General features: G+C 59.1%; 25 protein-coding genes and 3 pseudogenes. 15 read left to right on the top strand and 13 right to left on the bottom strand.

Going from position 1 to position 26,177, the window contains the following annotated elements:
* On the bottom strand, positions 1–588 hold a 588-nt coding region (locus AC2FIT_RS06470; protein WP_496827766.1), incomplete at its 3' end, for a putative sulfate exporter family transporter.
* A gap of 119 nt (positions 589–707) precedes the next feature.
* On the opposite strand from AC2FIT_RS06470, the gene AC2FIT_RS06465 reads away from it, so the two are divergent.
* The 13 genes from AC2FIT_RS06465 to AC2FIT_RS06405 all read left to right on the top strand — a co-directional run bounded on the left by AC2FIT_RS06465 (position 708) and on the right by AC2FIT_RS06405 (position 12,400).
* A complete protein-coding gene (locus AC2FIT_RS06465) occupies positions 708–1,844 on the top strand; it encodes an ABC transporter substrate-binding protein (RefSeq protein ID WP_496827764.1) in 1,137 nt (378 codons plus the stop codon).
* A gap of 69 nt (positions 1,845–1,913) precedes the next feature.
* Positions 1,914–2,789, top strand: coding sequence for a branched-chain amino acid ABC transporter permease (locus tag AC2FIT_RS06460; RefSeq protein ID WP_496827762.1), 876 nt, complete (start codon positions 1,914–1,916; stop codon positions 2,787–2,789).
* On the top strand, positions 2,786–3,790 hold the full coding sequence (locus tag AC2FIT_RS06455; protein WP_496827760.1) for a branched-chain amino acid ABC transporter permease: 1,005 nt from the start codon (positions 2,786–2,788) through the stop codon (positions 3,788–3,790). The genes AC2FIT_RS06460 and AC2FIT_RS06455 overlap by 4 nt, the downstream gene beginning before the upstream one ends.
* Positions 3,787–4,596 carry an ABC transporter ATP-binding protein gene (locus AC2FIT_RS06450; protein WP_496827758.1) on the top strand — a complete coding sequence of 270 codons (810 nt, stop codon included), beginning with the start codon at positions 3,787–3,789 and terminating at the stop codon, positions 4,594–4,596. Before AC2FIT_RS06455 ends, AC2FIT_RS06450 begins: the two co-directional genes overlap by 4 nt.
* Positions 4,589–5,317 (top strand): ABC transporter ATP-binding protein, encoded by a 729-nt coding sequence (locus AC2FIT_RS06445; protein WP_496827756.1) that lies wholly within the window; start codon positions 4,589–4,591, stop codon positions 5,315–5,317. The genes AC2FIT_RS06450 and AC2FIT_RS06445 overlap by 8 nt, the downstream gene beginning before the upstream one ends.
* Positions 5,318–5,349: 32 nt before the next feature.
* Positions 5,350–6,393 carry a M14 family metallopeptidase gene (locus AC2FIT_RS06440; protein ID WP_496827754.1) on the top strand — a complete coding sequence of 348 codons (1,044 nt, stop codon included), beginning with the start codon at positions 5,350–5,352 and terminating at the stop codon, positions 6,391–6,393.
* Entirely contained in the window at positions 6,383–7,228 is an 846-nt protein-coding gene (locus tag AC2FIT_RS06435; RefSeq protein ID WP_496827752.1) for a nitrilase-related carbon-nitrogen hydrolase, read from the top strand. Before AC2FIT_RS06440 ends, AC2FIT_RS06435 begins: the two co-directional genes overlap by 11 nt.
* Positions 7,225–8,007 carry an IclR family transcriptional regulator gene (locus tag AC2FIT_RS06430; RefSeq protein ID WP_496827750.1) on the top strand — a complete coding sequence of 261 codons (783 nt, stop codon included), beginning with the start codon at positions 7,225–7,227 and terminating at the stop codon, positions 8,005–8,007. The genes AC2FIT_RS06435 and AC2FIT_RS06430 overlap by 4 nt, the downstream gene beginning before the upstream one ends.
* Before the next feature lie 34 nt (positions 8,008–8,041).
* Positions 8,042–8,641 carry a DUF1989 domain-containing protein gene (locus AC2FIT_RS06425; RefSeq protein ID WP_496827748.1) on the top strand — a complete coding sequence of 200 codons (600 nt, stop codon included), beginning with the start codon at positions 8,042–8,044 and terminating at the stop codon, positions 8,639–8,641.
* Between the two features lie 35 nt (positions 8,642–8,676).
* Positions 8,677–9,276, top strand: coding sequence for a cysteine dioxygenase family protein (locus tag AC2FIT_RS06420; protein ID WP_496827746.1), 600 nt, complete (start codon positions 8,677–8,679; stop codon positions 9,274–9,276).
* The gene (locus AC2FIT_RS06415; protein ID WP_496827744.1) at positions 9,273–10,844 is read left to right on the top strand and encodes a rhodanese-like domain-containing protein; all 1,572 of its coding nucleotides are present in this window, start codon (positions 9,273–9,275) and stop codon (positions 10,842–10,844) included. The genes AC2FIT_RS06420 and AC2FIT_RS06415 overlap by 4 nt, the downstream gene beginning before the upstream one ends.
* The gene (gene metC, locus AC2FIT_RS06410; RefSeq protein WP_496827742.1) at positions 10,837–12,015 is read left to right on the top strand and encodes a cystathionine beta-lyase; all 1,179 of its coding nucleotides are present in this window, start codon (positions 10,837–10,839) and stop codon (positions 12,013–12,015) included. The genes AC2FIT_RS06415 and metC overlap by 8 nt, the downstream gene beginning before the upstream one ends.
* A 76-nt stretch (positions 12,016–12,091) precedes the next feature.
* Positions 12,092–12,400 carry a transposase gene (locus AC2FIT_RS06405; protein WP_496827791.1) on the top strand — a complete coding sequence of 103 codons (309 nt, stop codon included), beginning with the start codon at positions 12,092–12,094 and terminating at the stop codon, positions 12,398–12,400.
* A gap of 168 nt (positions 12,401–12,568) precedes the next feature.
* Here the strand turns inward: AC2FIT_RS06405 and AC2FIT_RS06400 are convergent.
* From AC2FIT_RS06400 to AC2FIT_RS06360, 9 genes and pseudogenes are all read right to left on the bottom strand, one after another.
* Positions 12,569–13,253, bottom strand: a pseudogene (locus tag AC2FIT_RS06400) (IS6 family transposase).
* A 29-nt stretch (positions 13,254–13,282) separates the two neighbouring features.
* Positions 13,283–13,480 (bottom strand): hypothetical protein, encoded by a 198-nt coding sequence (locus AC2FIT_RS06395; RefSeq protein WP_496827740.1) that lies wholly within the window; start codon positions 13,478–13,480, stop codon positions 13,283–13,285.
* 186 nt (positions 13,481–13,666) lie between these two features.
* Complete coding sequence (locus AC2FIT_RS06390) at positions 13,667–14,644, bottom strand: ABC transporter ATP-binding protein (protein ID WP_496827738.1); 978 nt, start codon at positions 14,642–14,644, stop codon at positions 13,667–13,669.
* Entirely contained in the window at positions 14,641–15,618 is a 978-nt protein-coding gene (locus tag AC2FIT_RS06385) for an ABC transporter ATP-binding protein (RefSeq protein ID WP_496827736.1), read from the bottom strand. Before AC2FIT_RS06385 ends, AC2FIT_RS06390 begins: the two co-directional genes overlap by 4 nt.
* 4 nt (positions 15,619–15,622) lie before the next feature.
* Entirely contained in the window at positions 15,623–16,522 is a 900-nt protein-coding gene (locus tag AC2FIT_RS06380) for an ABC transporter permease subunit (RefSeq protein WP_496827734.1), read from the bottom strand.
* A gap of 1 nt (position 16,523) precedes the next feature.
* Positions 16,524–17,531 (bottom strand): ABC transporter permease subunit, encoded by a 1,008-nt coding sequence (locus AC2FIT_RS06375; RefSeq protein ID WP_496827732.1) that lies wholly within the window; start codon positions 17,529–17,531, stop codon positions 16,524–16,526.
* Complete coding sequence (locus tag AC2FIT_RS06370) at positions 17,525–18,634, bottom strand: M24 family metallopeptidase (RefSeq protein WP_496827730.1); 1,110 nt, start codon at positions 18,632–18,634, stop codon at positions 17,525–17,527. The genes AC2FIT_RS06375 and AC2FIT_RS06370 overlap by 7 nt, the downstream gene beginning before the upstream one ends.
* Before the next feature lie 82 nt (positions 18,635–18,716).
* Positions 18,717–20,306: an ABC transporter substrate-binding protein gene (locus tag AC2FIT_RS06365; protein WP_496827728.1), complete on the bottom strand. Its 1,590-nt coding sequence runs from the start codon at positions 20,304–20,306 to the stop codon at positions 18,717–18,719.
* Between the two features lie 65 nt (positions 20,307–20,371).
* Positions 20,372–21,022, bottom strand: coding sequence for a helix-turn-helix domain-containing protein (locus tag AC2FIT_RS06360; RefSeq protein ID WP_496827726.1), 651 nt, complete (start codon positions 21,020–21,022; stop codon positions 20,372–20,374).
* A 160-nt stretch (positions 21,023–21,182) separates the two neighbouring features.
* Between AC2FIT_RS06360 and AC2FIT_RS06355 the strand changes: the two are divergent.
* A pseudogene (locus AC2FIT_RS06355) lies at positions 21,183–21,448 on the top strand (IS6 family transposase); the annotation flags it as partial.
* 121 nt (positions 21,449–21,569) lie between these two features.
* Here the strand turns inward: AC2FIT_RS06355 and AC2FIT_RS06350 are convergent.
* Positions 21,570–22,281, bottom strand: a pseudogene (locus AC2FIT_RS06350) (IS6 family transposase).
* A gap of 256 nt (positions 22,282–22,537) precedes the next feature.
* Between AC2FIT_RS06350 and AC2FIT_RS06345 the strand changes: the two are divergent.
* Positions 22,538–23,527, top strand: coding sequence for a tyrosine-type recombinase/integrase (locus tag AC2FIT_RS06345; RefSeq protein WP_496827724.1), 990 nt, complete (start codon positions 22,538–22,540; stop codon positions 23,525–23,527).
* Between the two features lie 52 nt (positions 23,528–23,579).
* Here AC2FIT_RS06345 and AC2FIT_RS06340 read toward each other — a convergent pair whose 3' ends face one another.
* Positions 23,580–24,686, bottom strand: coding sequence for a ParB/RepB/Spo0J family partition protein (locus AC2FIT_RS06340; protein WP_496827722.1), 1,107 nt, complete (start codon positions 24,684–24,686; stop codon positions 23,580–23,582).
* Positions 24,683–25,990 (bottom strand): AAA family ATPase, encoded by a 1,308-nt coding sequence (locus AC2FIT_RS06335; protein WP_224889879.1) that lies wholly within the window; start codon positions 25,988–25,990, stop codon positions 24,683–24,685. The genes AC2FIT_RS06340 and AC2FIT_RS06335 overlap by 4 nt, the downstream gene beginning before the upstream one ends.
* Between the last annotated feature and the right edge of the window lie 187 nt (positions 25,991–26,177).

The following is a 26,177-nucleotide window of genomic DNA, read 5'->3' as shown; positions in this document are numbered from 1 at the left end:
AAGGGCCAAAAGCCCGGCGGGATAGGCGACCATGGCGATGGTGGAAAGCAGTGTGACCACCATGATGGTAAAAGACAGGTGTCGGTTGAGCCGCGTGGACGGTGGAAACAGCGCCGAGATCGCCAGCGCAGCCGAGGCACCGCAGATCGCCGTCGCACCTCCGATCAGCAAACCAAAATCCCGCTGCTGCCCGAAAAGCGGCGCGGCCAAGATCGTTAGACCGATGGTTGCTGCGGTAGCCCCTACAAGAAAGAACAAACTGCCCCCTCCAAGCTGCAATACGGTGCCAAGGCTGATCTGCAGCCCGAGGAGAGCAACGCCACATCTGGTCAGCGATCGTACCGTGAGTGTCAATCCCGGCGCCAGCAGAGTGTTTCGACGAAGCGAGCCTGAGCACGCGCCAAGCAGCAAGGCGATCAGCATCGCCGGTAGCTGGCTGTGCTCCGCACTCCATATCGCCAGACTGCCAGCCAGAAGGCAAAAGCCCATGCCGGGAAGCCACGAAAGAACCTTCCGCCATCGCGCACGAAGGGTCCGCTGATTCGTATCAAGGGTATCAAGCTCCGAAGTCTCGGATTTCTGCTGCATTTTTCGCCTTTCGATGCCGATTACCGGCGTGCCGTTTGACAGGCGACCTATATCGTGGTTATCTCAGTTCACAAATAGGAAATTAAGTTTCTAAATAGGAAACCATTGGGAGACTAAAAATGGAACTGAAGGCTTTTGCCCTTGCGGCGACAATCACCGGGCTCGGCTTTGGACTCAGTCCTGCCCATGCGGACGAACTTCGCATCGGTCTCAGCACTCCGTTGTCCGGCGGTGTCGCCGCGTTGGGCCAACATGAGATGTGGGGGGCCGAACTGGCTATCGAAGAACTGAACACCGCTGGCGGAGTTGATGGCCATACGCTTACGCTTGACGCTCAGGACAACCAGTGTAACCCCTCGCAGGGTGTGACCAGTGTAGAAAACCTGCTGCGGAACGATCCCGTCGCTATTATCGGTGCTTTGTGCAGCTCAGTCACGCTTGCGATCATGCCGATGGTCGAACGCGAAGAGATTCCGCTGGTCGTCGCCGTCTCGACCTCCAAAGTCATCACCGAGAAATCCGGCATCGGCGGAAATGACTGGACCTTCCGCATCAACCCCTCCGACGTGGGGCTCGCCATTGCAATGGCCAACTACATTGCCTCCACCGGTGACATCGAAACTGTCGCCTTCGTCGGTGAGGACACTGATTACGGCCGCGGCGGGCACGAGGCAATTGCCGCAGCTCTTGAATCCAACGGAGTCGAAGTTGTCTCGGCTGATTTCTTTCAACAGAACACTCCGGATTTCACCACGCTGCTGACCCGGCTGGCAAATACCACACCTGATGCCATTGCTCTCTATGCTGTCGGTGCGGACGAACTCAACTTTCTGCGCCAGTTTCGCGGCATGGGCCTGCCCTCGCACCTAACCGGTCGCATCGCTTTCGATGAGATCCGCGATACGGTGATAACCTCAGGCGCCATCGACGGGGCGACCAGCGTCTTCCCCTACGCCGCCGATCTGGATACGCCCGAAAACCAGGCGTTTGTCGCAGCCTTCGAAGCAAAGTATGGCGAGTTGCCCAACTATCAGAGCTTCGAGGCATACGAGGCGGTCAAGATCATCGCCGATGCGATCAAGCGGGCCGGCTCAACCGACCGCGCCGCGATCCGCGACGCGCTGGAGAAGACAGAATATACCTCGTTGACTGGCCGCACGATCGCCTTCGACGAGAACAACCAGGCTCATAACGCGGCCATCATCATGCGTGTAGATGGCACCGAGGTCGTCATCGAGGCGCAGTCAGACACCTGATCCACGCGTTCGTCGGAGGAGAGGTCTCGGCCTCTCCTCCTCAAAGCAGACTTAAGGGAGGCAAATATCTTGACCGGGCTTTTCATTAGTCAACTGGTGCTGAATGGCGTCGTGATCGGACTGACCTATGCGCTTATCGCCGTCGGCCTGTCACTTATCTTCGGCGTGATGGAAATCGTGAACTTCGCGCATGGACAGGTTTACATGCTGGGCGCCACCGCGATGCTGACCTGCGTAACCGTGCTGGGCCTTGGGTATTTTCCTGCCGTGCTGCTTGCAACGCTGGTTGTGGCGGTGACCGGGCTGTTGCTTTATGCGACGGTTCTGCGCCATCTCCAGCAGGGTGAATTCGAGCGGGGCATCATTCTGACCATAGGTATCGGAATGGTGCTGCAGAACGGCATCACCTATCTTTTTGGTGCCCAGCCCCGTGTCATCGATACCGAGTTCAGTTTCATCTATCTGGAAATGGGGGGTTTGCGGATCGACCTGATGCGGCTGCTCACCATAGGGCTGAGCGCGCTGGCCATGGGCGGTCTTTACCTGCTTCTGCAGCACAGCCGGATCGGGAAAGCCATGCGCGCCTTTGCCCAGAACCGCGAAGCTGCCTTCATGGTCGGAATACGGCCTGCGGTCATTGCCGGCACGGCTGTCAGCCTCGGGATCGGACTGGCCGGGCTTGCCGGTGCCTCGCTCGCGCCGGTGTTCACTGTGCATCCGGCGATGGGTATTCCAATTCTCTTCAAGGCCTTCGCTATCGTCATCATCGGCGGGCTCGGCCATATTCCGGGGGCCGTGCTGGCTGCCGTACTGATTGGCGTGACAGAAAGTCTCGTGGGTGGTTTTGGCCCGGTCGCGCTGCAGGATGCCGTTGCCTTTTTCGCAATGATCGCGATCCTCATGGCCCGCCCGGAAGGTCTCTTTGGAAAAGGAGTTCGGGTATGATGACGCGAACCCTAAAAGGCAGCCGCTTCAGCGGGTCTCTCTCTCCTGACTCTCGCTGGTTGATCTGCATAGTCATCCTTGCACTTGCCCCGACACTGACTGGTTCAAGCTACGTGCTCAACGTCGGTTCGCTGGCCCTGGCCTTTGCTGTCCTGGCAACCTCTCTGAACCTGATCTTTGGCTTCACCGGACTGCTGTCTTTTGCCCAGGTCGGTTTCTGGGGCGTTGGCGCCTACGTTGCGGCGATCGCAACCTCAGACTACGGCATTTCGCCTTGGTTGGCCTTCATTGCAGGCGGCGCGTTCACCGGCATACTCGCGATCCTGGTCGGCATCCCGGCGCTGCGTGTGTCGCGTGCCTCCTTCGTTATCGTATCGCTCAGCTTTACCCTGCTGGCGACACTGCTGTCTCGAAGCTGGATTGATGTTACGCGCGGACCGCTCGGCATTCCCGGCTTGCCCGCGCCTTCCATCGCATTCGGCGACCGCGTGCTGATCGACGGGCACGATCCGCTGACATTCTATTGCATCATGCTCGGGTTCGCGGTGCTGGCACTGGGCTTCATGTTCGCGCTGATCCGCTCACCCATCGGTCGCATCTTGTTGGCGACCAACCAGAATGAGGCGCTGGCCCGCTCGCAGGGGATCAACGTGAAGCACTACCAGCTTCTGGCCTTTTCGGTAGCCGCTGCCTTCAGCGGGATGACGGGCGGTCTGTACATCTTTCACCTCGGCATCGTCGATCCGTCGATCTTCGACGCTTATTACAGCGAAATGCTGCTGATCATCGTGATCCTTGGCGGTGCTGGGAACTTTTGGACCGTGATTGTTGCTGCCTTTGTCCTGACAGCAGTGCCTGAATTGCTGCGGTTTGACCCGGAGCTTCGGCTGGTGATGTTCGGGGCGATACTTGTCGGCGCGGCGCTGGTTCTGCCGGGCGGTTTCGGTGGGTATCTGCGCGACACCAATCTGAAACGCTGGAGAAAGGAGGTCCGCCCATGACTAACGATAACCCGGCACCCATGCTGCGCGTCTCCAACTTGACCAAGACCTTCGCAGGCGTCACCGCAGTCGACGATGTCAGTTTCGACGTCCTGCCCGGCAGCATCGTCGGCCTGATCGGACCCAACGGTTCCGGAAAATCCACCACCATCGACTGCCTGACCGGATTCGCCCGGCCCGACAGCGGACGTGCCCTGTTTGACGGCCGCGACGTGACCAGCTGGCGTCCCGAGCAGCTGGCCGCGGCAGGGATGGTGCGCACTTTCCAGAACGTGCGCATCTACGAGGGGATGACGGTAACCGACAACCTTGTTGTTGCCGCCCGCAGCCTGCGGCGCTTCACATGGGCAGAACAGGTTCTGAAGCTACCTCGCGTTACACAGCACGAAGCAGAGCTGCGCGACGAGGCCCTGTCTCATCTGCGTCTGGTCGGCATCGAAAAATATGCCGATGCGCCCGCCGGCATCCTGTCCTACGGCCAGCGCAAATTGGTGGCCTTCGCCATGTGCCTTATGGGTCGGCCGCGCCTGATCATCCTTGATGAACCGCTGGCAGGCGTGAACCCGACGGTGATCCGCCGGATCTCCGAACTGATCGACACACTCAACGCGAAAGGCCAGACCTTCCTGCTGATCGAACACAATGTCGATTTCATCATGCGCCATTGCGGCAAGGTGATCGTGCTTGAACAGGGCCGGCTCCTGACTGAGGGCGCACCAGAGGTCATCCGCAGCGATCCACGCGTGCTAGAGGCCTACTTGGGTAACTACGCCGAATACGCCGAAGAGGAGACCCTTCATGTCTGACCCAATCCTGTCCCTTCGCAGCCTTGCGGTCGGCTATCTCGACGACCCGATCGTACGCGATTTCTCGCTGGATGTGCAGAAACAAACGATATGGAGCCTTCTGGGCGGCAACGGTGCAGGCAAGTCTACCTTGCTCAAGTCGCTCTTTGGCCTGTCGAAATGGTTCAGCGGAGAGATCATCTTTCAAGGTCAGCCGATACACGGCAAGAGCCCCGGCGAATGCATGCGTGCAGGCATAGGCATCGTGCCTCAGGGCCGCTGCAACTTCCCACAGATGACGGTGCGTGAAAACCTTGAAATGGGCGCCTATACGCTCGCCAAGGGTGACAAGGCGGCGGCGCAGGATCGGGTGATCGAGTTGTTCCCGATGCTGGGCCGGAAACTCAGGACAATGGCTGGCAATCTTAGCGGTGGCGAACAGCAGGTGCTGGAAACCGCCATGGTGTTGGAAACCGACCCGGTGCTGCTTCTGCTCGACGAGCCATCGCTGGGCCTTTCGCCAAAGATGCAGCAGGACGTGTTCGACAACGTGGCACAGCTGCGCGATGCGGGCGTGACCGTGATCATGGCAGAGCAGAATGTCGTGGGCTCGCTCCTTGTATCGGACAGTGCGGTGGTGCTGGACCTTGGCACCAAGCTGATCGAAGGCCCGGCCCGCGACGTCATGAGCGACCCCAAGATCCGGGCGGCTTTTCTCGGTGGTGAGCCGGTCGACGCCTAAGCCCCTCTTTTCCAGAACGAAAGTACTAAATTATGAACCTGCCTTTGACACCCGAAACTCAACGCCGCGCCAACGCATCCGAGCAGGTCGAACGCGCAGCCTCGGGCGAATTCACCCACTCGACCCTGCAGGTCGGAACAATGGCCAGCGGCCAGCCTATCACCCTGCCCCTGTTGGTGGCGAAAGGCCGCGCTGAGGGGCCAGTCCTGTGGCTGAACGGCGCGGTCCACGGCGACGAGATTAACGGCATCCTGGCGATTTCCGACTTTGTGGCCGGGCTGGACTGCAAAAATCTGGCGGGAACAGTGGTGGCAACGCCGATATCGAACCCCACGGCGCTTGACGCGCGACGCAAGCGCGTGCCGCAGGACGAACAGGATCTTGACCAGAGCTTTCCGGGTAGCGACGCAGGTATGCTAGCACAGCTACTAGCCCACGCAGTGTTCGACGGAATCCGCCAAAGCGCCGACGTGGTGGTTAACTTCCACACGATGAACCCGCTGTTCTCCAGCATGCCATATGCGGTTTACAAGGATGCAGGCGACGGTGCCCCAGGCGAAAGTGACATCCTTGGCGCCGTATCGCAATTCTCGCCATTCGTGGCCTGCCGCATGTCCGTGACATCAGCATCTGAACTGCCCGGCAACAATGCCGGTGCGCTTGATTACCAGTGCCTGAAGCTCGGCAAACTGGCCTTCATGATCGAGCTTGGCGCCGGAAGCCAGCAGCAGCCCGATTGTATCCGGTCTGGAGTCGATGGACTCAAACGTCTCGCAGCGCATCTGGGGATGATATCCACCAATGCGACGAAACCCGAACCCATCCGGCGCGTCACGCGTCGCACACATGTCTTCAGCCATCAAGGCGGCTTTTTCCGCCAGCACGCGGCTGCGGGAACAACCTTGCCCGCCGGACAGCCGCTGGGTCTTATTCAGGACGTCGCAGGCAATATTTTGGAGACCATCACTTTCTCACAGGACGTGCAGGTCATCGGCATTCGAAACGACCCGGTGGTGCATTCCGGCGATCGCGTCGGCTTCGTAGGGCTGGAATGGGATGATTGGCATGGTCAGTAAGGAAATCAGGGCTGCGGCCGCGCAATATTCCCCGGTTTTGGGTGACACACAGGCCAATCTCGACACCAGCCTCAAATGGATCGACCGGGCCGCGGCAGAGAAGGCAAGCCTTCTGGTTTTACCTGAGTGCTGTCTCAGCGGCTATGTTTTCACAGACGCAGAGGCCGCCGCACCATACGCGACCCCGTCAGACGGACCGGCCGTCGCCGCCTGGCGCGCGCGCGCGGCACGGCACGGCCTGACCCTCGTCGCCGGAATTATCGAACTGGCCGACGACGGCCTTTTCGACAGCGCAATCGTGATTACACCGGATGGGAATGCCACGACCTACCGTAAGCTGCACCTCTGGGGCATAGAGCGCGACCTGTACAAACCCGGCAATCGCGCAGTCATCGCCGACACTCCGGCCGGTCGGATCGGCATCATGATCTGTTACGACCTTTGGTTTCCCGAACTGAGCCGGGCACTGGCGCTGGATGGCGCGCAGGTGATCGCCTGTCCTGCTAACTGGGCCGGAAACCCTCGGATGAAATCACCGCTGGACACGCACGGACAGGCGATGGGGTTACATGTCGCCCGTTCAACCGCCTGCGTGAACGAGGTTCCGGTGATCGTCGCTGACCGCGTTGGCCATGAACGAGACCTTACCTTTCTTGGCAACAGCTGCATTATATCCGGCACCGGAGATGTCGCCGCCGGTCCGGCCCCAGCCGACACGACCGACCTTCTGGTCGCCGACATCGCCATCGGTCCCACCCTTGGCGCAGCGCAAAGCCACATGGAATCCCGGCGCACGGATATTTACGCGGTCCAGACACGGGAGGATGCGTCTTGAAGTCACTGGAAACAGCACTGAACGTCCTGAGGGTCTTTATCGACGCCGACAGCGACCTGTCCGTTAACGATGTCGTCGAACTCGTCGATTTGAAGAAAAGCCACGTATCCAAGATACTCAGCACGTTGCGCAATGCCGGCATGGTGGAACAGAATCCCGTCACCCGGCGCTATTCTGTCGGAGTCGAGGCGTTTGAGCTCGGCACCCGGTACATCGTCCGTTCGCAGCAAGCGCGCGACGCCCTTCCCGTGATGCGCCAGCTTGTAAACGCGTCCGGCCACTCTGCGACCCTCAGCATTCTGCGTGGCACCCACGTGCTGCATATCATGGCCGTCGAAGGACCACATTACATTGACGGCCGCTGGCGGGTCGGAAACCGCCTGCCAGTGCACGGCACCTCAGCCGGGAAGGTCCTGCTGGCGTGGCAACCCGAAGCGAAGCGCACGGAAATGCTGAGCAATCTGGATCTCCGCCCGCTTACCGAAAAAACGATCACGCGCCGCGACCATCTCGAAGCCGTCCTGACAGATATCCGTGAATCCGGCTGCTCTGTCACCCGCGGCGAAAGCGCGCCCGGACTCGCGGCGCTGGCCGTGCCTGTTTTCGACGCAACAAACGAGGTTCCGCTGGCCCTCGGAGTCGTCCTGCCGGATCCGCTTTTCGAAACCGAGGACCTCGACCAACTGCGCGAAAAACTTTTCGATGCCTCGCGCACATTGTCGCTGAAACTCGGCGCTCGGGATTTCCCATTTGGCGCCGGTGGGGCGTCCTCGAAATGACACCAAGACGCCGAAGCAAAGGAGCGCCAAGATCATGAGCAGACACGAACATACCGTTCCGGCACGGCGCGGCAAGGCGATCAATGTCGCCGCCGGTCAGGATTTTCGGGTGATCAACACCCATGGCACCCAGGTACTCGACACGTGGGCCTTTGCCGCCGGTGACAGTTCCACCTTTCTGTCGATGGCGCACACACGCTCGTTTATCAGCCGTATTCATATCCGACCCACCGACACGCTGGTCGACAACCACTACCAGCCGATGCTGACGGTACTTGAAGACACCTCGCCGGGTGTACATGACATGCTTATGTGCTGCTGCTCCATGCCGATCTACAAGCGCATGGGCTGCACCGAGTATCATGACAATTGCGAGGATAACCTGCACGCAGCTCTGGCCGAGGTGGGGCTTGCCTCGCGCCATACTCCGGCCCCTCTCAACCTGTTCATGAATTACCCGCTCGGCGCAGATGGCGGGTTCTCACGCAAGCCCCCGGTTACCAGCCCCGGCGACTACGTTGCCTTCCGGGCCGAACGCGACATTGTCCTGGTGCTCTCTGCGTGCCCGCAGGACCTCATTCCGATCAATGGCGAAACCCGGATGCCGACAGAGGCACATGTCGCACTGTTCTGAGCCCGGCCAAAGTCAATTCCAAAGGAGCACAACCGATGACCGATCAAACCCTGCAGCGCACCCAACTTGTAGACGCTCTGCGTCAAGCTGCGCGCGCGCGCATCGCCGCGCAGGGCATCACCCGCGAGTCTATCGCCGCAATTGCCGATGACCTGCGGGACATTGCAGGTCAGACCCAACTCTGGTCAGAGGATCAGTTTCCCCCCCCGGACGACGACAGCAAGCAGGCGCGCTACCTGATCGCCGAGGATGAAGGCAAAACATTCGCTCTTTACCTCAACGTCATGCGGCCAGGGAAGCGTATCCCGCCGCACAACCACACCACTTGGGCTTGCGTTGCCGCAGTTGAAGGGACCGAACTCAACACGCTCTGGACTCGCACAGATGATAGAACGGAACCCGGCCGCGCAACTGTGCAAAAAGACCGCGAGGTTTCTATTGAGCCGGGTACCGCAATCGGCCTGCTGCCCGACGACATACATTCCGTCTTCATTCCCGGCGACAGCGTCATCCGGCACCTGCACTTCTACGGTCGAGCGCTGGAAACCCTTTCAGAACGTGTGATGTTTGATCCGGAAACAGGCACATGTTGGACCATGGATGTCGGCGTACAGACACGAAAGGCAGACAAATGACCGGATCCGTTTCTGCAGCCGCCCTGAAAACCAGACTCGACACGCAAGCACGGATCGGGCTTCTCGACGTTCGCGAGCACGGACAGTACGGCGAAGGTCATCTGCTCTTTGCCTCGAACTGCCCCTACAGCCGTCTCGAACTGCAAGTTTCGCGCCTTCTTCCGGACAAGCAGGCCGAGATTTACCTCTACGATGATGGCGACGGCGTCGCTGAACGCGCCGCCCATCGCCTTATAGAGATTGGCTACAAGGACGTCTCGATCCTGTCCGGCGGTCTGCCGGCTTGGCGGTCTGCAGGATACGGCGTCTTCAAGGGTGTCAATGTCCCGAGCAAAGTGTTGGGTGAGCTGGTTGAACTAGCCGAACATACGCCACAGATCACGGCCGACAAACTTCTGGACATGCAGAGAGAGCCACGCCCCCCAAGCCTGATCGACGGGCGCCCTGCCAGTGATTACCGCAAAATGACAATTCCAGGTGCCCGAAACATTCCCAACGGTGAACTGCTCTACCGGTTTGCCGCGCTTGACCTGCCCGAGGACCGGCCCATTATCATCCATTGTGCCGGCCGCACCCGCGGCCTGATCGGCGCACAGAGCCTGATCAACGCCGGTATCGCAAATCCAGTCTACGCGCTGGAAAACGGTACGCAGGGGTGGGTCTTGTCCGGCAAAAAGCTGTCGCGCAACAATACCCCAAAGGCGCTGCCGAAACTCACGGCCAAGCAATTGAAGCGAGGCGCGGCCCTTGCCGACCGCTTGATCTCAAAACATCACCTGCCTGTGATCGACGCGGCCGACCTGCCGGCCTGGCGCCGGGAGAACGCGTACCTGCTTGATGTCCGCTCGGACGAAGAATTTGCGGAAGGCCATGTTCCCGGGTCGATACACGCGCCCGTTGTCCAGCTTGTGCAAGCCACGGATGAATGGGTCGCCATGCGCCACGCCCGGATCGCATTGATCGACGACAACGGCGTCCGCGCGGCCTCGGCGGCGTTCTGGCTCCGCCAGATGGGGCACGACGCCGTTATCGTCCGCAACGGCCTTACACACGCCGAGAAGGTCACCACGCCCGACCAAGCCGGAGACCTTCCAACCATCTCTCCGGATGAGATCGCGCGAGTGCCCGGCCCCGTCACCATCCTTGATCTACGGTCCAGCATGGCCTTCCGCAAGGGACATATACGAGGGGCAATCTGGGCCATTCGCCCACGGGCAGCGGCGGTGGCGAAGGATCTGACTGAGCAGGTCGTCCTCGTTGCCGACGATCCCGGAGTCGCTGCGCTCTTTGCATCTGAACTGAACACACTCACCGAAGTAAAATGCCGCTACCTCGCGAGCGGCATGCAAGAATGGATCGCCGCTGGCGAACCGGTCGATGGCAGCCCTGGCTCTCCCCCCGACGAGGCTGCCATCGATTTCCTGTTCTTCGTCCACGACCGGCACAACGGAAACCTTGATGCCTCCCGCCGGTATCTCGAGTGGGAAACCGGCCTCGTGGATCAGCTCGATCCGATGGAACGGGCCGTATTTCAACTCATCCGGGCTGAGGAACATGCAGATGGATGATGCCACACGAATGGTTCACACGGCAAAAGCAAAGGGAAACTCGCCACATGCCGTAAACCCCCCCGTCGTGAGGGCGTCGACGGTGCTCTTTCCCGATATCGCCACGATGCGCGATTATCGTCAACGCCGCACGACCGGCGAACGCCTTTTCAGTTACGGCGCACGCGGCACGCCGTCGTCAATGGCGCTTGAGGATGCGCTGTGCGAGCTGGAACAAGGCGATCGGGCGTTTCTCTACCCTTCCGGTCTTGCGGCCTTGGGGGCAGTTTTTCTGGCATATACGCGGCCCGGTGACCATGTGGCGATCATGGACACGGCCTATCCCCCGGTGCGGAGGCTTGCGGAAAGTTATTTTAAACCTCGCGGCGTCGAGGTCAGCTTTTTCCCGCCAGAGACAGAGGCATTGCGTGATGTTATGCAGCCCAACACGCGGCTGGTGTTAGCGGAATGCCCCGGCTCGAACAGCTTCGATATGATCGACCTGCCTGCAATGGCTGCAATTACCCGAAAGTATGGCGCGCTTTTGGCTGTCGACAATACATGGTCGGCCGGCGTTTTCTTTAAGCCGCTGCAACACGGCGCCGATATCTCAATCCAAGCCGCGACCAAGTACATCTGCGGCCATTCCGACGTAATGATGGGCGCAGTCGTCACTCGCGAAGCGGCGTATCGTCCGATCTTTGATCTTAACAGCGACTTTGGCATCTGCGTCAGCCCGGATGACTGCTATACAGCACTGCGGGGACTCCGCTCATTAAAGAGCCGGCTGGAGACTCATGAACGTAGCGCATTGAAGATTGCCCGGTGGCTGGAACAACGCAGCGACGTAGCGACTGTGCTGCACCCAGCACTTGAGAGCTTTGCAGGGCACGAGCTTTGGCAACGAGACTTCACAGGATCTTCGGGCCTATTCGCCTTCCGTCTCGCCGCGCCGCTGGTTAAACGATCCGATGAATTCGTCGATGCGCTTTCGTTGTTTGGTATCGGTGCCTCGTGGGGTGGATACGAAAGCCTTGCGCTGCCTCTTAGTCTTGGCAGCACGACATCGAATGCCGAAGATAGTGTGGTAATACGCCTGCATATTGGACTTGAGTGCGTTGACGACCTGATCCAAGATGTTGCAAGTGCCTTTGGAACTATCTGCAAAGATGGATTCACGGGAGCTACTTAGAGAGCAATGTCACATTGTCCAACATAGTCGTTATCAAACCTATCTCGGCTTGCTGGGTCGACCGAGGCGCCTCTAGATCGACGATAACCCCACTTATCTGCATCTGCATTGCCAACTTGTTCTAGCACCCGGCGCGCAGGACAGCGGAACTCTCCGTGGGAAACGAGCCGTTGCCGGTGGCCAGCGTGCTTTGCGACATGTCCTGCTCCAAGCCGCATTGATTGCCTCCCATCGCAATCCGATACTGAAGGCCTTCGCGGATCAACTTCGAAACGCTGGGAAACCGCACAAGATCATCGTGACGGCGGTCGCGCGAAAACTCGTCATTTTCGCAAATGCCCAGTGCAAAAGGCGTCAGAAATGGGAGCCGGGGTGGCCGTGCTAGATACAGTTGCCAATCAGTATCCTAATTGGAACTTGAACCTGAACTTTCAGCCGCCGCGCACAAGGCACTCGCTATGTTCAACGCTGCATCCGGGAAGAGAGCCAAGCAACGCGAGATGGGATCGCCAACTTATTTCGCACTGAGCGCAGAAGACCCGCCTGGCTTCTATCACACAGTCACTTCGAGTGCAGAGCACTGCCAGAGGTCAAAGGCATCGGATCTGGTATGGCGGTATGAGATGGCGGAAAGGCGATAGCGGCGGGGTCTAAAAATCGTATTGATCTGGTCATGGGCGGCGAGGAAACTCTGTGCTTGCCTCGGTGATTTGAACCGTCCCATGAGCTTCTCTCGCTTCCGGGTCGGTCGATGAGAGCCCTCGATCCGGTTGTTGAGCCCTTTGTAAGCGCGGTGGTTGGCCTCCGGTGCAAGCTGACAGATCGGCTTGATATACTGCGCAACTTGTCCGTGAGGAAGACGCGGGGCGGGCCAAATCGAGAGATCAACCGCCGCAGAAACCGCTTGGCTGCTTTGGCATTTCGCCCTGGCTGCACCAGAACATCAAGCACATCTCCTTTCCCATCGACCGCCCGCCACAACCATATCTTAACACCGTTGATCGGGATCACGACTTCATCCAGGTGCCATCTGTCAGCCGCCGTAGGCCGGTTGCGCTTAACATAACTGGCGAAATGCCGACCAAACCGGTTCACCCATTTGCGTAGGGTTTCCCGGCTGACAATTCGCCTCGCTCGGCAAGCAGGTTCTCCACGTCCGCCGTGCTAAGTGCGAAACGGCGGTACGCCCACACTGCATAAGCGATAATCTTACGTGGGAAACGGAAGCCTTTCAGCAGGAATTTTTGTAGTCACCAGCTAGACCCCCTCAGGGGGTGCAGCAAGTTGGCAATCTCCGAATAGGATACCCGGCTTCCCGAGACATCAGGCGATGTTTGCGACCGTCTTCGGGCCGCCCCTGCCACCGCGGCAAGTTCCGGGCGATTTGTGGAACGAACTTCGCAGTCCAGCGGCGGATCGCCTCGTAAGAGACATCGAACCCGCGCACCAGCAACATTTCTTCCATTTTGCGCAGGTTTCAAATTGAATCAAATAATTAGCTAGACAGCGTGCGCGATGATCTAAGGAGAAAACCGATGGCGCTTGTAGTTGACAGAAGATGATTTCATCGATGTCTCCTACATCCCAATTTAAGGAGGAGCAATCGAACGGCGTTTAACGTGACAACACCGTTTTTTTGCTGCGTCTGCGGTCAAACTCCAGCCGGCGCGCCACCATTCTCGGGGAAAAAACACGCCGCCGCATGGTCTTCATCCGGTAGCACAGGTCGCTCGGCCCGGCATTTGTCCTGGACCTTCCAGCACCGCGGCGCAAAGGGGCAGCCGTCGGGAATGGCCAGTGGCGACGGTAACTCGCCCTGCAGCTGGATGCGTTCCTTTCTTGCGTCCGGGTCGGCCTGCGGCGTCGCCGACAGCAGGGCCTTGGCATAGGGGTGGAACGGCGCGCTGAACACCGCATCCCGTCCGCCCTTTTCGACCGCGCGGCCCAGGTACATGACGATAACCTCATCAGCGACATGCCTCACGACGCTGAGATCATGCGAGATGAACAGATAGGCCAGTTGCAGACGGTCCTGCAAATCGACCAGCAGGTTCAGGATCGAGCTTTGGATGGACAGGTCCAGCGCCGAAACCGGCTCGTCCAGCACCAGCACCTTGGGGTCCAGCATCAGGGCCCGCGCGATGGCGATGCGCTGGCGCTGCCCGCCCGAGAACATATGCGGATAGCGGTCGAAATGTTCGGGCCGCAGACCGACGAGGCCCAGCATTTCGCGCGCCTTGGCGGTGCGCTCGGCGCTGCTCAGGTCCGGGCGGTTGATCTTCAGCGGCTCTTCCAGGATGGCACCTATGCGATGGCGCGGGTTCAGCGATCCGTACGGGTCCTGAAACACGATCTGCACCGATTGGCGCAGCGATGCCCATTCCGACGGGCGGATCGGCTTGCCGTCCAGCGTCAAGGTGCCCGCGGTCGGCTCCTCGATCATGGTCACCATGCGCGCTAGGGTGGACTTGCCGCAGCCGCTTTCGCCGACCACGGCCAGGGTCTTGCCCGGATAGAGCGCGAAGTCCACACCCCCCACGGCCTTGAGCGTCCGGGGCTTGCCGAACAGCCCGCCGCTGACCTGATAGTGCCGCTCGAGCGCGGTCGCCTGCATTACCGGGTTCGTCATGATGCAACCCTCTCGTCGGTGTTCAGTGGGTAGAAGCAGCGGGCGCGGCCCAGATCAGGCCCCAGAGCGGGCGGTACCTGGGTCTTGCATTTCGCGTCGGCAAACTTGCACCGCGGCGAGAACAGACAGCCCTCGGGGCGGTCGAACTGGCCGGGTACGACGCCGGGAATGGTAGGCAGGTGTTTGTCCGTCGCCCGTTCCGGCAACGCATCCAGCAGCGCCGCAGTATAGGGATGGTGCGGCGTGCGGAACAGCGGCCCGACGGGCTGCTCTTCGATTTTTTGACCGGCATATTGCACGCTGACGCGTTCAGCCGTTTCGGCGACCACGCCCATATCATGCGTGATCAGAACCAGCCCCATGCCGGTTTCCTCTCGCAGGGATGTCAACAGATCCAGGATCTGCGCCTGAATCGTCACGTCAAGGGCCGTCGTCGGTTCGTCCGCGATCAACAGCTTGGGTTTACAGGCAATCGCCATGGCGATCATCACACGTTGGTTCATGCCGCCCGACAGTTGATGCGGAAACGCGCCGAGGCGCTTTTCCGGGTCAGGGATGCCCACCTGTTCGAACAGTTCTATGGCGCGCGCCTGCCGTTCGCGCCGCCCCATGCCCAGATGGAGGCGCAGGGCTTCTCGAATCTGCCAGCCGACGGTGAAACACGGGTTCAGCGATGACATCGGTTCCTGGAAGATCATGGCCAGGTCCTTGCCGATCATCTTGCGGCGCGCAGTGGTACCCATTGCCAGCAGGTCTTGCCCGTCAAAGGTGATTTCGTCGGCGGTGACCGTCGCGGTCCAGGGCAACAACCCCATCACTGCCAGCATAGACACCGATTTTCCCGATCCGCTTTCGCCTACGATGGCCAGAATCTCGCCTTCGTTGACGTCCTGGTCCACGCCGTCCACTGCACGGAACCGACCGGACGCGGTGGCGAACTCGACACTCAGGTTTCTGATACGCAACAGGGACATCGCTCTAGCTCCGCTTCAGTTTTGGATCGAGCGCATCACGCAGGCCATCGCCCATCAGGTTGATCGCCAGCACGGTGATCAGGATGGCGAGACCGGGGAATGTGACCACCCACCAGGCGCGCAGGATGAACTCGCGGGATTCGGCCAGCATCGTGCCCCATTCCGGTGTGGGCGGCTGTGCCCCCATGCCCAGGAATCCCAGCGCCGCAACATCGAGGATCGCGTTCGAGAATGACAGCGCCGCCTGCACGATGATTGGCGCGACGCAGTTGGGCAAGACGGTGATGAACATCAGCCGCGGCCGGCCCGCCCCGGCGACGCGGGCGGAAATCACATAATCCTTCGAGCGCTCGGCCAGAACCGCCGCGCGGGTCAGGCGTACGAAATGCGGCTGGTAGGCGATAGCAATGGCGATCATCGCATTGATCAGTGACGGACCAAGGATCGCCACTAGCACCAGGGCCAGCAACAGAGCCGGGAAGGAAAGGATGATGTCCATGATCCGCATGATGATCGTGTCGACCCATTTGGGCGCGAACCCCGAAATCAGCCCGATGATGATCCCGCCGGCCGAGGCCAGCACAACCACCATGATTCCCACCAGAAACGTCAGCTGCGAACCATAAAGCAGCCGCGACAGCAGATCGCGACCCAGCGGATCGGTCCCCAGGATGTAGGACCAGCTTCCGCCCTCTTGCCAGACCGGCGGCAGCAGCGTGGCGGCGCGGTTCTGTGCGGTGGGGTCGTGCGGCGCAATGATACCTGCGAACAGGGCGACCAGCACCAGCGCAGAAAAGACATACAGACCGATGACCGCACCCCGGTTTTCACGGAAATAGTACCAGAATTCGCGTAGCGCACTGGGGCGAGTCGGAGCAGTTGCGATTTGCGTTGTATCAGCCATGTCAGCGCTTCCGGATCTTGGGGTTGATGAGGCCATAAAGCATGTCGACGATCAGGTTCACCACCATGACCAGCACCGCCACCAGCAGCAGGCCACCCTGCACCACGGGATAGTCGCGGCGGAAAATGCTGTCGACCATCCATTTGCCAATGCCGGGCCAGCTAAAGATCGTCTCGGTCAGGATCGCACCGGCCAGCAGGGTGCCGACCGAAAGCCCGATTACAGTGATCACCGGGATCAGGGCGTTGCGCAGGGCGTGTATGCCGTTGATCCGCGCGGGCGTCAGCCCCTTGGCGCGCGCGGTACGGATATAATCCTCGCCCAGCACCTCCAGCATCGCAGACCGTGTCTGGCGCGCAATCACGGCCAGCGGGATGGTGCCCAGCACAATGGTCGGCAGGATCAGATGCCGCACCGCTGAAAGAAAAGCCCCCTTCTGCCCCGAGGCCAGGCTATCGATCAGCATGAACCCGGTCGGATCGGGGAAATAGTATTGCAACCCGATACGCCCGGAAACCGGCGTCCATTGCAGGTTGCCTGAAAACACGATGATCAGCAGCAGCGCCCACCAGAAGATCGGCATCGAATACCCCACCAGCGCCGTCGACATCAGCGCCCGGTCAAAGAACTTGCCACGGTTCACGGCCGCGATCACACCAGCGGGCAAACCCAGCACAACCGCAAAGATCATGGCACATATCGATAGTTCCAGCGTGGCTGGGAACAACGAGAAAAACTCATCCCAGACCGGGCGTTTGGTGACGAAGGAGACCCCCAGATCACCTTGCAACACTCCGGTCAGGTAGTCCCAATACTGAACCAAGATCGGACGGTCATACCCGAACTGCGCCGCAAGCTCGGCATAGCGTTCCTCGGAGATGCCCCGCTCGCCCGCCATGACCATAATGGGATCGCCTGGCAAGGCGCGGATGAAACTGAAAGACACAAGCGTCACCCCGATGAAGGTGGGGATGAAAGTCAGCAGTCGGGCCAGAACATAGTTCAGCATGAAATCACCTGTAGGTCTTTCGGAAAGCGGGTCAGAACCTGACAGCCGTCTTGGGTAATCACAACGTCGTCTTCGATCCGCACACCGAAGTTTCCTATCTGATACAGGCCCGGTTCATTGGTATAAACCGCTCCGGCGGGCAGCTCTGCCATGTTGCCGCGCATGATATATGGCGCTTCGTGCACGGCGCGACCCAACCCGTGACCGGTTTTCGTGCGAATGCGGTCGGCAAAGGGGGATGCCTCCAGCACACTGGTGGCGGCGTCGTCGATCTCGTGCGCCGTCACACCCGCACGGGTGACCGCAAGCCCGGCCAGATTGGCCTGCAAAACAGTGTCATATACGGCCTGCGCCTCGTCCGATGCATGGTCAAGGAAAACGGTCCGGGTGATGTCGGCGGCAAAACCATCCTTGCGCGCGCCGAAATCGATCAACAGCGCATCCCCGGCCTGAACAGCGTAGTCCGCGCGCGCATGGGCGTGGGGGCGCGCGGAGTTGTCGCCGGCGGCTACGATGGGGTGGAAGGCCAGCCCATCGGCACCTTCCTCGAACAGGAACCGGATCAATGTCTGCTCGATCTGTTTCTCACTCTGCCCCAGGGCGACGGTTTCAAGCGTGCGCGTCAGTGCCCGTTCCGAGATGTCGATGGCGCGCTGCAGCGCCGCGATGTCCCCGGGCGTCTTGATCATGCGCAGGCCGGAAATCTCGTGTTCGGCGTCAATGATGCGCAAGCCCGGTTGGGCAGCCATCAGGGCATGATGCACAAATACCCGCATGACCTGCCCTTCGACCGCCAGCGACGAGATCCGCAGGTGATCCATCAGGGCCGCGAAGGCGTCTTGATAACCCGTCTGATCCCGCCAGTCGAAGACTGCGCCGGCGAACCCGGTCAGCGCCCAGCTTCCCAATTCGAGGTTCGGGACAAGGGCGGCGGCCGGACCGTTGGCAGGAATGACCAGCAGGAATGGCCGCTCATGGCTCATGAAACTTTGGCCAAGCGCGCGGGTGAAATTCGGACCGGGCACAAGCGCCACAGCATCCACACCCAGCTTGCAGGCGACACCGGCATATTCGAAAAGCCGATCAGATAGAGTCGTTGACATAGACGGTGCGCCCCCGGTCATCGTCAGATGATAGTTGGGGCGGCACAAACTGCGCCGCCCCGGTTGATCATGTGCTGGTCGCTTATTGCGACAGGCCAACCTGGTTAAAGATGTGACCACCCAGCGGGTGCACGACATAGCCTTCAACTTCGGGACGCATGGTCATGTACACGACCGAATGCGCGATCGTGGCCCAGGGCGCCTGTTCCTTGAAGATTACCTGCGCCTGCTTGTAAAGCTCTTCGCGCTCTTCCTGAGAAGACAGAACCTTAGCTTTCTGGACTACCGCATCGAACTCCTCGTTGCACCATTGTGCGCGGTTGGATTTTTCGACCCCGTCGCACCCCAATAGAACGGCCAGGAAGTTGTCCGGGTCACCGTTGTCGCCGGTCCAGCCCAGCAGAACTGCTCCGTCACGGTCCTTGGCTTTCGAACGCTCAAGGTATTCACCCCATTCGTAAGACACGATTTCCACGTCCACGCCAATCTTGGCAAAGTCTTCCTGCATCAGTTCGGCCATGCGGCGGGCATTCGGATTGTAGGGCCGCTGCACCGGCATCGCCCAGATCTTCATCGACAGATCCGAGATTCCTTCGGCCTCAAGCGCGGCCTTGGCGGCTTCGGGATCATAGTTGTCATCCTCGATCGCTTCATTGTACGACCACATGGTCGGCGGGATCGGGTTCTTGGCGATCTGGCCTGAACCCTGGAACACGACGTCGATGATGGCCTGCTTGTCGATGGCCATGTTCAGCGCCTTGCGCACTTTGGGGTTGTCGTACGGCGCCACCTGAGTGTTGTAGGCCAGATAGCCGACATTCAGACCTTCCTGCTCCATCACCACGATGTCTTCGGCATCCTTCATCGCCTGAACGTCAGCGGGGTTCGGATAGGCCATCACATGGCACTCGCCCGCCTGAACTTTCTGATAGCGGACCGAGGCATCCGGCGTGATTGCAAAAATCAGGCTCTCAACCTTGGCATTGTCGCCCCAATAGTCGTCATTGCGCAAATAGCGGATGACAGCATCTTTCTGATACGCTTGGAACACGAACGGACCGGTGCCGATCGGCGCCTGGTTCAGCATCTCGGGCGTTCCGGCCTCGAGCATTGCGTCGGCATATTCCTTTGACACGATCGACGCGAAATCCATCGCCATGTTTGCGATGAACGGTGCCTCGGGGCGGGTCAGGTGGAAAGCAACCGTGTAGTCATCGATCTTTTCGATGCGGTCGATCAGGTCCGGCATCGACATACCGCCGAAATATTCCCAGGTTCCGCCGGAAACCGTATGATAAGGGTTTTCTTCGTTGCCCTGACGATCAAAGCTGAAGATCACGTCATCGGCGTTGAAGTCGCGCGTCGGGGTGAACAGATCATTGGAATGAAACTTCACACCTTCGCGTAGCTTGAAGGTCACTGTCTTGCCGTCATCGGACACCTCCCAGCTTTCCGCCAGAGCGGGGATCGTTTCCGTGGTGCCGACCTTGAACTCGGCCAGGCGGTTGTAAATCGGGTGGCTGGAAGCATCGAACGTGGTGCCCGCCGTGTACAAGGCGGGGTCAAAACCTTCGGGGGATCCTTCGGAACAATAGACCAAGTTCTGCGCCTGAGCCGACACGCCCATCACGCTCAGCAACAGGCCAGTGGCCAAAACTCTATTCAATGACATTTTTTCTCTCCTGGTTGGTAAGTTGTTTGCTTCTCGCGGCTTTTTTGCCCGAAATCGCCACGTTATCAGCGCTTGAGCGGCAGTATTTCCCGTGTCGCATTAGGTTGGGCAGCCTCCGAATGCCTGATTTCTCCGGATTTCTCGTATTGCATCCGCCCGACCCAAAGAATGCGGGCCAGCTTGCCGGTCTTGTTGGACCAGCAATGTGGTGTGGTTCCCAGATAATGAAGGCTGTCACCCGGACCCAACATGTATTCTCTTTCGCCGACAATCTGCGAAATCGTGCCCTCGAGGATATAGATGATCTCCTCCCCGACATGGGTGACCAACTCGGACTCGTAGCCGGGCGGGACGTTCATCACGTATGACGTCAGCTCGTGCCCGGCGCGTTCCGTCCCGATCTGCTCGTATTCGATGGACGAACCTGCCACGGCGAATCTCGGTCGGCTGTCACCGCGTGTCAGACTGTCGACCGCGTGAGGGGTTCTTATGAAGTAATCGGTATCAACATCAAGCGCCTGGGCAATCTGGGTTAGCGTGCCCAACGTGGGTGTTGCGTTGCCGCGCTCAACCTGGCTCAGGTAGCCAACGGAAACACCCGACGCATCTGATACTTCCTGCAGTGTCATCGACAGCCTTTGACGGCGCACTCGCATGCGCCGCCCCAGCTCATCCGCCGGGCTGTTCACGGTCGTTATGTCAACTTTGTTCTGCACGTATCCGTCGCGGGGTTGTAGGTTTGGTGTCGGCTGACAGCGTGGTAAAAAAAATTTTTTTGTCAACACAATTTTTTGCTGCCCAAAACAGGCTTTCAGGTATTATCACATTAACTTTCGTCAGGTTGCTTATGCCCGTAGTTGGACGTAGGTGACATCGATGAATTCATCATCCGACAGCTACAAGCGTCATCGGTTTTATCCTTAGATCATCAGATCATCGCACAAGCGGTGTGGCTTTACGTTCGTTCCAATCTGAGCGTTCGGGAAGTTGAGGAGTTGTTGCTGGTTCGCCGGATCGATGTCTCTTACGAGACGATCCGCCGCTGGACTGCCAAGGTCGGTCCGCAAATCGCCCGGAACTTGCGACAGCGGCAGGGGTGGCCCGAAGACGTCTGGTATCTTGACGAAGGTTTCATAAAGGTGGGGTCTGTTCCGGCTGAGTGCGGTTTGACACCCTGAGGTCATGTATCACCGATTATTCGAACTGAATTCGCAGTATTGCCAAGTTATTTGAGGTTGCATGAAAAGTGACGTTGTGCAGCGCTCAGGCTTCCATTTCAGCGGCGTACTCGTCCCAGAGAGTGAACGCATCTGAACGTGCGTGGGGGTGTAAGATTGTAGTGAGCTGATATCTACGGGGACGGAAGATTAAGTTGAACTGCTCATGTGCAGACAGGAACCTCTGGGCCTGTCGGCGTGACTTAAACCGGCCAAACATTTTTTCTCGCTTTCGTGTCGGCCTGTGCGACACTTCGATGGCGTTATTTAGGCCCTTGTGGGCGCGATGGCCAGCTTTCCGGCCCCAGCTTGTTGACCGGCTTTATTTAGCTGCGCAGCTTGTCAGTGATTACGACTCTAGGTTCACTTAATTGGGTCACCAGCCCCTGAAAGAACCGCTTTACAGATCTTGCGTTTCGACGTGTTCGCACCAGAATGTCGAGTACGTTGCCGTTCGTGTCGATAGCGCGCCACAGCCAGTGTTTTCTGCCGCGGATCGAAATCACGACTTCGACCATGTGCCACTTGTCGTTCGGTCGCGAACGATGTCGACGGATGCGGTCTGCGATATGCTGCCCAAACCGATTAACACATAGCCGGATCGCTTCCCGGCTTACGATCACGCCCCTCGCTGCCAACAGGTCTTCAACATCTGCCGTGCTCAGTGCAAAGCGGTGTTACGTCCAGACTGCATAAGCAATGATCGCACGAGGATGGCGGAGCCCTTTCAGGCGCGGTATTTTAGGCGGAATATCCATGACCCGCAGATAATCAAGTCATGACAGAACAACGACTTGGTAATACCTTACAAGCCCCTACCGGCATTATGCGCAAAACTTGCACTTTTTGCTCGTTACATTTGAAAAAATCAATTCCCTATCATTGCTGATAAGTATCGCTTATCAGTTGTGATTGATTTCGCCGCGGAATGGGCGCAGACTGCGTCCCATGACAGCCCCTGCCCCCTATCTGCCTAGCCCCTCCCCCGCCCTGTCTCAGGCGGATCAGGACGCATTGACCGATCTTTATGTGCGCGGCACCCCCGCCAACACGTTGCGCGCCTATGAGCGCGACCTGCTCTACATCACCGCCTGGAAGGCCGCGCGGTTCGGGGTGGCGCCGGACTGGCCCGAGGCCGAGGCTGTCGCCCTCGCCTTCATCCTCGATCACGCCCGCGATCTGGACGGTGCAGCAGACGGCGACGTCGCGCGTCAGGCTGCCGAGGCTCTGATTGCCCAAGGGCTGCGCAAGACCCTGGCCTGCCCTGCCCCGTCGACGCTGGACCGGCGCATCGCCTCCTGGCTCGCCTTTCATCGGATGAAGAACCTCGCCAGCCCATTTGACGGCGCCTTGGTGAAACAGGCCCGAGCCAAGGCGCGCCGGGCCGCGGCCCGACCCCCTGCCCCGAAATCCGCCCATCCGATCACCCGCGACGTGCTGGAACAGCTGCTCGCCACCTGCCGCGGCTCGCGCCGCGATTGCCGCGACCGGGCACTGCTGATGCTGGGCTGGGCCAGCGGCGGCCGGCGGCGGTCCGAGATCACCGGGTTGAGGCGAGAGGATGTCTCACTGAAGGAGTTCGACAAGACCCGGGTGATCTGGATTTCGCTGCTGGAGACCAAGACCACGGCCAAGGGCGAAACCCCGCGCTTGGTTCTCAAGGGCCGTGCGGCCCAGGCACTGGCGCATTGGATCGAGATCGGGCAGATCACGGAAGGACCGTTGTTCCGCCCCGTCTCCAAAGCGGACCGGGTGCTGAAACGTCGCCTCAGCCCGGATTCGATTTACCAGATCGTCAAACATCGGCTGGCGCTGGCCGGGCTGCCGGAAGATTTTGCCTCGCCACACGGGTTGCGCTCGGGATTCCTGACCCAGGCGGCGCTCGACGGCGCCCCGATTCAGGCCGCCATGCGCTTGTCCCTGCACCGTTCCATGGCCCAAGCGCAGAAATATTATGATGACGTCGATATCGCAGAAAACCTGGCAGCGGATTTACTTGGATAAAAAACGCCGGGCCATGAGCCCGGCGCCTATCCCTTTTAATTGGGGGAAAACCTTACCCGTGGGTAAGATCATCCTCTTCCTGAAGGTCCTCAAGCATTGTGGCAATCGCCTGCTCTAGCTTGGCCCGATCAACCCGAGTAAAGTCAAGGTCATAGCGAACTTCGATCCGCCCGCTTGAGGCGGCGCATTTCGCGACCCCTACCCGTCCCGACACTTGGAACGTCGTTTTTGCCCGCCGTGTTTTTCCACCACTTGTCGCTGTCGGCTTCTTGGGTGCCACAGCATCGGGTTCGACAAAACGGCGAAGGATCGCCACTTCGCGCGCCGCATCACGGTCGGGCTCACTCATCACTGCTGTACTGATGGGACGCACCAAACCGGGATCAGCATCAATCTTGCGCTTAAGTTCCACCCCTAAATTCCGGGGAATGTCGTTTGGATGCATCAGAACCTTGTCCAGCATCATCAAAAGACTCGCGAATGCCCGGATATAGCTGCGTTTGGTGTAGCTGGCAGACTTGAACAAAATCGCAACCGCTTTGTCGACGCTGTCGCAATCATGCGACGGATCCTCTGCATAGGCGCGTGCCAAAGCGCCCATTTCGGCAAACGAGATATCCTTTCGGATCAGGTTTTCATCCACCATCCGACGATAACTGTCATTCACATCGGTCGCGGCAGAGATACCCGCAGGGATTTTGGCGTACCGCTCGTCGCCTGTTTCTTCGTGCAACGCTCGATAGGCGGACAAGCGACGCATGCCCTGGATCAAATCGAAACGTCCATCTGACCGACGCTCTAATCGGATTGGGTTCGACAGGCCAATATCGCGGATCGAATCCTTAAGCTCGTCCAGCTCTGGGTCAGGACCCGGCTTACGGTCACGCGTCAGTTTGTCGGTGACAACATCCGACAAGTCAACGTGTTCCGTCACTAGACCTTCGGAGCGCAGGCGAACCAACTCATGAGCCAATCGGTCGTTTTCGGCGCGAATGGTATCTTCGGTGGATTGTTGATTGCGTAGGGCGTCCGCGTTCTCAGAGATTGCAGCGGCCATCGGTCCGCGTCGCTTTTCTAGCACCTTATCGGGAGCTTTCCCAACCGGTATGTCATCCATCACCGGCATATCGATGTCGAACATTCTGCGTTTACGGCTCATGCGTCATCCTCCAGCTTGTCCCAGGCCGAAAGCATCACGCCCCGGAATTCTTCATACACGTTGTCAAATGTTGACCGCGCGCGACGCCAGGTCTCGCGCGTCATCTCACGGTAATCCATCTCATAGACTGAACTTAGAAAGCGGCCAGATTGTTCAACCGCACGCGTCATCTCAACAGGATGCTCGGCAACGTGATCGCCGAACACCTTTTTGAAGGCATCGAACATGGCAAGGTGCAAGGCATTGCCGGGCTCGTATCGCGTCAACAGAAAGCGCAACTCGCAAAACGTCTTGGGAAGGCTGATCTTACCCGTGGGTAAGGTTTTATCGAAACCATACGCGAGGTCCTCAAGCGCCTCGGCCAACTGTCCAATGAATGAGGTCGTCGAGTCATATTCCCAGTATCCGGGGCCAGACGGAACATAGAGCATGTCAGCCGCAAAGACCGCGTTCATCGACTGATAACCGATCGCAGGCGGACAATCGAAAAGGATCAGGTCGTAAGCGTCGTCGGGTATCTGATCCAGATAACGCGACACTGCGGCAAAGAACGACCACTCTGGATTCAGGTGACGGTACTGCGCCGACGCGAACTCGACAAATGCAGCGTTGGCGCAAGAGGGGATGACATCAATGGTCGACCACGAGCTTTGCTTGATAAAATCCGCAATACGCAGATCCCCCAACCCCATATCGGTGATTGAGGGCGGCAGTTCGCGGCGGGGCAGGGCGGTACCGGATTCAGCAGCAGCAGGGCGGTTGTTCATCCTCTCGGTCTCACGGATCAGATCGCGGGCCATGATTCCCCATACCGTAAAATCCTCTGCCACATCGGTCAGACCCATCGAATGGCTCAGCGTCGCTTGCGGATCGAAATCAACCACCAGCACGCGGTAACCGTCCAACGCGGCGGCGTGCGCCAAATGCAAAGCGACAGTCGACTTTCCCGCGCCACCCTTAAAATTGGCCACCGCTGCGCGGATCGCACGTTTGCCCACGGGGCGTGGTGGCATCAGGGATTTGCGGTTCACCCTGAGCCGTCGGCGCAGCTCATTCACCTCTTCCAGACTGAACCAGCGTTGGCGGCCTTCTGGCTCAACCTCACCACTAGGTAAGGTTGGGTCTGCCGCCAGCTTTCCGCGAAAGGTCGATTGGTTGACGCGAAAGATCAACTCGGACACCTCCCAGCTGGAAAATCGGCGAAGGGTCTTCTCCATCTCTGGGCTGAATGTCTGCTGGCGGATCCAGCCCTGAAGTTTGAGGGACTGATTGCGCAATGCGTTCAGGTCTTCGTGCGTGTACATGCCTCGGGTCTCATCGTTTGGGACGCTATTTTGTATGTTTTTTCTATTTACGCTTGATTTGCACTTTACGCAAAAGAAAATATGATCGAAGTTAAAACTTACCCACGGGTAAGAAAATAGGGGTTTCCGGGGCTCGTACCGATTCGCAGGACGGCTGACAGCGATGCGAGGCTCGATACAGTTAACG

Source organism: Ruegeria sp. YTSA135 (genome assembly GCF_059610165.1).
The sequence above is the reverse complement of the archived record's forward strand: the minus strand, read 5'-3'. Positions and strand labels throughout refer to the sequence as shown.

Coding starts and splice junctions, on each gene's coding strand:
- AC2FIT_RS06435 (WP_496827752.1), top strand. CDS start 6,383: ATGGTCAGTAAGGAAATCAGGGCTGCGGCCGCGCAATATTCCCCGGTT.
- AC2FIT_RS06420 (WP_496827746.1), top strand. CDS start 8,677: ATGACCGATCAAACCCTGCAGCGCACCCAACTTGTAGACGCTCTGCGT.
- AC2FIT_RS06370 (WP_496827730.1), bottom strand. CDS start 18,634: ATGTCAACGACTCTATCTGATCGGCTTTTCGAATATGCCGGTGTCGCC.
- AC2FIT_RS06385 (WP_496827736.1), bottom strand. CDS start 15,618: ATGTCCCTGTTGCGTATCAGAAACCTGAGTGTCGAGTTCGCCACCGCG.
- AC2FIT_RS06395 (WP_496827740.1), bottom strand. CDS start 13,480: ATGGAAGAAATGTTGCTGGTGCGCGGGTTCGATGTCTCTTACGAGGCG.
- AC2FIT_RS06425 (WP_496827748.1), top strand. CDS start 8,042: ATGAGCAGACACGAACATACCGTTCCGGCACGGCGCGGCAAGGCGATC.
- AC2FIT_RS06450 (WP_496827758.1), top strand. CDS start 3,787: ATGACTAACGATAACCCGGCACCCATGCTGCGCGTCTCCAACTTGACC.
- AC2FIT_RS06455 (WP_496827760.1), top strand. CDS start 2,786: ATGATGACGCGAACCCTAAAAGGCAGCCGCTTCAGCGGGTCTCTCTCT.
- AC2FIT_RS06415 (WP_496827744.1), top strand. CDS start 9,273: ATGACCGGATCCGTTTCTGCAGCCGCCCTGAAAACCAGACTCGACACG.
- AC2FIT_RS06465 (WP_496827764.1), top strand. CDS start 708: ATGGAACTGAAGGCTTTTGCCCTTGCGGCGACAATCACCGGGCTCGGC.
- AC2FIT_RS06390 (WP_496827738.1), bottom strand. CDS start 14,644: ATGACGAACCCGGTAATGCAGGCGACCGCGCTCGAGCGGCACTATCAG.
- AC2FIT_RS06440 (WP_496827754.1), top strand. CDS start 5,350: ATGAACCTGCCTTTGACACCCGAAACTCAACGCCGCGCCAACGCATCC.
- AC2FIT_RS06335 (WP_224889879.1), bottom strand. CDS start 25,990: ATGTACACGCACGAAGACCTGAACGCATTGCGCAATCAGTCCCTCAAA.
- AC2FIT_RS06375 (WP_496827732.1), bottom strand. CDS start 17,531: ATGCTGAACTATGTTCTGGCCCGACTGCTGACTTTCATCCCCACCTTC.
- metC (WP_496827742.1), top strand. CDS start 10,837: ATGGATGATGCCACACGAATGGTTCACACGGCAAAAGCAAAGGGAAAC.
- AC2FIT_RS06340 (WP_496827722.1), bottom strand. CDS start 24,686: ATGAGCCGTAAACGCAGAATGTTCGACATCGATATGCCGGTGATGGAT.
- AC2FIT_RS06445 (WP_496827756.1), top strand. CDS start 4,589: ATGTCTGACCCAATCCTGTCCCTTCGCAGCCTTGCGGTCGGCTATCTC.
- AC2FIT_RS06380 (WP_496827734.1), bottom strand. CDS start 16,522: ATGGCTGATACAACGCAAATCGCAACTGCTCCGACTCGCCCCAGTGCG.
- AC2FIT_RS06365 (WP_496827728.1), bottom strand. CDS start 20,306: ATGTCATTGAATAGAGTTTTGGCCACTGGCCTGTTGCTGAGCGTGATG.